Source organism: Vibrio sp. ER1A (assembly GCF_000733315.1).
Taxonomy (GTDB): Bacteria; Pseudomonadota; Gammaproteobacteria; order Enterobacterales; family Vibrionaceae; genus Vibrio; species Vibrio mediterranei.
The window spans coordinates 185377-189453 of the sequence record NZ_JPJA01000095.1 but is presented as its reverse complement, the minus strand read 5'-3'; the positions used below and the strand labels follow the sequence as shown (position 1 = coordinate 189453).

Genomic DNA, 4077 nt, shown 5'->3' with positions numbered 1-4077 from the left:
AAGCAAGATTGACTAATAAGGTCTGGAGAAAGAAATGAAAGCTAAAATACTACTACTATCTATTATCACGGTTCTATCTGGGTGTGCAGGTTCACTACCAGATAAAGAAGAAATGGTGACGTTAAATGATGGACGTACATACGAAGAACAAAAATACAACTCCCATGAAGATGGATATGTTTGGCACTCGAGCGACCTTAAAAAAGACGAATATCAGAATATTATCGTTCACGATGTTAATGTACACGTTAGTAAAACGATAGACCGTTTGCTAACAGACCAAACAGTAGAGAACTTTAAGCAAGAACTTAAAGGCACTTTGTCTGAAAAGAGCTCGAAACTGTTCCCAACAGATGCGGCGAGCCAACACCAAGCTATTGTTGACGTCAACATCATTAAAGTTGAAGACATCGGTGAAGATGTAAAAGCACGAGAAATTATCCCAATTGGTGCAATCGTTGCCTTAGCAAAAGAGGCGGCTGGTACTCGTGATCGTTCAGTAAGATTACTTGTGGATGTTGATATTAAAGATAAAGATGACGGCCACTTACTTGCTCGTCGTATTTTTGTCGTAAACAACAATGGCGTACTTGAGAATGATAAGTCGAAGATCACACAAAAAATCTTAGATGCGAACGTGAATCGAATTACTGAGCAAAGTGTCGACTTCATTCTTCACGCTATGTACATGTAAGGGTTGAGTTATGAAGTTATCTGTTCGACATTCTCAAATCCTAGCGCTACTTGTGGCCTTCGGGCCTATGCATGCTTTGGCGCAAGAAAACGATGCCAGTTTCGACACACGCTTTGATAATTGTTTGTTGCGTGAGATTCACATGGATGTTGAACATGATAACCTCGATGAGATCAAGGCACAGTGCTTGAGTGAAGTGCAAGCGTCGACAGAACATGTCTCTCCAACTCGACACTCATTAGAAAAAGAGACGGAGAATAACCCGTTTGTCATTACTCCCTATAGGCAAAACTACATTTTGCCTATTACGGAAATGAGCCAGGTAAATACGGCGCCTTACACATCAGACATTTTTGAAGGAAAGTCTGATGAACTTAAAGATGAGGAAATCAAGTTCCAGATCAGTTTTAAAATGCCTCTTGTCGAAGATGGTATTTTTAACGAAGAAGACCAGGTTTACTTTGGTTTCACGTTAAAGTCATTTTGGCAGGCATACTCTTCTGAAATATCTGCGCCTTTTCGTGAAACGAACTATCGCCCAGAGATTTTCTATGAATCTCCTTTGCCGATAGAGAGTACGAAAGGTGTGTGGTTTACACGAGTTGGTTTTGAACATGAATCTAATGGACGAACTCAGGAGTTGAGTCGCAGTTGGAATCGAATCTATGGTGGTATTGGATATGCTGAAGATGACCTCATGGTTTATTTGGAGCCTTGGTACCGCATTCCTGACAATGATGACGATAACCCCGATATAGAAGACTACATGGGACACTTTGAACTGACCGCTGCTTATAAATACCAAGCGGTAGAGTTCAGTGGAGTAGCTCGTTATAACTTCCGTACCGGTTATGGTGGCTTTGAGGCAGGTATGAGTTTCCCTCTTATAGGGAGAGTTCGTGGTTATGTTCAATATTACCAAGGGTATGGTGAAAGTTTGATCGATTACAATTACAACAACAAGCGTATTGGCGTCGGGGTTCTACTAACAGATATTCTCTAAGCGATACGTCAGGATTTTTCGGGTCCGCTTTGTGCGTCATTTTCGTGCCGTGTAAGGCGGATTTTTTTGAAATATCCTAAATAGTATCCAATACTTCTTTATAAGTTACAGTTACTTAATACTAAACTATGAAGAACCAGAAGATACAATTTACTATTGATGATTGGGTTTTTATTCCAAGTGAAGACAAATTTATCTTGGATGACGAAGAGTTTATTATCGATCATCGACTATCTAGATTGTTCCATTTTCTGTGTGATAATCCCTATACCGTCTTTTCTAGAGATGAATTAATAAATGAAGTCTGGAATGGCTCGATCTTAACTGATCAAGTCATTACTCAGGCGATATTTGAGTTAAGAAAAATTCTCAAACAGCACGGTAGTCATCCATTTGGGTATATTGTTACTGTTCCTAAAAGAGGCTACAAGTTAGATGCGGATGTTGAAAGAAAAGTCGAAACCCCCGCACCAGTCTATGGCGGGAAGGTAGGTGCCGGAGCGCTAAGTAAGTCAGAGAATCCCCTATACAAAGATAAGACAACATCATCACAAGCAGGTAAAACGAGTGATACTGATAATGCTCGTTCATTGAGACCTCTGCGACTTAGTGGGACACAAAAACCCAACTATTTAAAGCACTGGGCCATAGCGTCTGTTCTGTTGATTTGCCTAGTTCCAGGAATAATATATCTGGTATTCATCAATGGTGTGGAAAAAGAGGCGCATCCAGCTTCAACGATAGCACCTAGTTATTTGTCTTTTGAACCTCGATATATTTATGTGAAAGCTAACGAGGAATTCCTAAGCGACCACCTTAAAGTGGGGATGGCTCGTAAGTTGTTGGATTATTTAAAGATCTATCGAGATTATAGGATCATCTATGATGGGCCTGCTGCAAAAGTTGCGGCCAACGAGTTGCGTTTTTCGTCGATTGAAAGAGGTGGTCATCAATATCTAGAAATTGAGTACTTTAATCGAGTATCGGGTGATAAACACCTAGATCGACGGTACAAGATTTCACAAGGGCATGTGAAAGCCGCAATAAAAAAATCGCTGACTGACCTACTTGAGTCTTTCAATATCTCGGTCGGAAAATCTCAGGTCGCCAGTCTGGTGGATGAGTTGCCTGATGATGAGAATGCAGTCTCTTCTATATTGGAGTCATTAGGTGCAGCTTTTCAGGTGAATCATGAGGAAAAAGCATTACAACTGATAGAGTTAGCGGCCCAACAAGCACCCGAAAATCAATACACCATCGCAACGGCTTATATGTTTATTCTATCGAAGATGTATATCAAACCTGATGGCAATAACATCAATCAAATAGAACAGCTTAATCAGAAAATGCAGCAGTCCATCAACCAGTTTTCTCAAGATCAGCAGCTTACACCTAGGTTATTGGAAGCGATGTCTATGATGGAGATGAGTAAAGATGAGCCATACAAAGCGAAGCAGTATCTTACAGCCATCCCTTACGACAGGCGTAGTATCATGTTTTACATAATTAGTGCCAAGGTAGCGGAATCAACAGGGAATACATCTGCGGCGGAAGAGTTTTACTATCATGCGATCTTGGAAGCATCGACGGTACAGGTATTAAACTTGTCCGAAACGCTATTCTTTTATAGTGATCTATCTGATATTAGAGACAAGATTACCAATAATGTTACTGGTGCTACTGAAACGTGGTAGCCAAACTGGCTGACACGTTTCAGTACAGGGTAGTTGCGCAATTAGTGTTTAATCCAACCTTGTGCTTCTTGATTGTTAGTAAAGTACTTCACCTCTGAACTGGTTGCGAATGACGCCAATGTAGCCGCTATTTCAAGCCATTTTTGATCGCCAAATAATGCGATTTTGTTTATGTCGTTACGATGCTTAATACTCAGCTTAATATCTTCCACAAATGCTTCATATTCCCAACCAGAGAAAGCAGTAGCATCAACAAGAAGGTTAATCTTCTTGTCCTCATTTTCCTTAATACTAGTTTCAATCAAATTGGCTACTTGAGTAACCACTTCCTTTGTTAATTTTCCAGTTGGCTTCAGCTTTAACATCAAAGAATCATGGTTTGCTTCTACATTGATGGTTACATTTGCTGGTTTCTGATTACACATTATGACTTTCTCTATAATAGCTAGTTTGATTTGCGTAAGTAACTTATCTAAATATGAAACATATAAAGGTGTTGCGTTGATAAACTACTTACAGAGCGAGGAAGATGTTACTTTTTGGGAAATTGCTATACATAATATGACAATAAAGAAACGATAACTGTTTGTGAATTTTAATTAATCACCAGTAATTTTTATTGCAAAGTCAAGTTTGAAAATATACAAAATACTATCATAAGTCATTGTTTTTAATGTGTTATATTT

At 39.3% G+C, this 4077-nt stretch carries 4 protein-coding genes; 3 read left to right on the top strand and 1 reads right to left on the bottom strand.

The window, feature by feature from the left end; all coding sequences use genetic code 11:
• Positions 1-34: 34 nt before the first annotated feature.
• The 3 genes from HW45_RS25915 to HW45_RS25905 all read left to right on the top strand — a co-directional run bounded on the left by HW45_RS25915 (position 35) and on the right by HW45_RS25905 (position 3391).
• On the top strand, positions 35-694 hold the full coding sequence (locus tag HW45_RS25915) for a DUF3313 family protein (protein ID WP_006070218.1): 660 nt from the start codon (positions 35-37) through the stop codon (positions 692-694).
• 10 nt (positions 695-704) lie between these two features.
• Positions 705-1697, top strand: coding sequence for a phospholipase A (locus HW45_RS25910; protein WP_038230849.1), 993 nt, complete (start codon positions 705-707; stop codon positions 1695-1697).
• A gap of 128 nt (positions 1698-1825) precedes the next feature.
• Positions 1826-3391: a winged helix-turn-helix domain-containing protein gene (locus HW45_RS25905; protein ID WP_038230847.1), complete on the top strand. Its 1566-nt coding sequence runs from the start codon at positions 1826-1828 to the stop codon at positions 3389-3391.
• Between the two features lie 41 nt (positions 3392-3432).
• On the opposite strand, the gene HW45_RS25900 is transcribed toward HW45_RS25905, so the two are convergent.
• The gene (locus HW45_RS25900; RefSeq protein WP_006070215.1) at positions 3433-3816 is read right to left on the bottom strand and encodes an STAS/SEC14 domain-containing protein; all 384 of its coding nucleotides are present in this window, start codon (positions 3814-3816) and stop codon (positions 3433-3435) included.
• Positions 3817-4077: the final 261 nt, after the last annotated feature.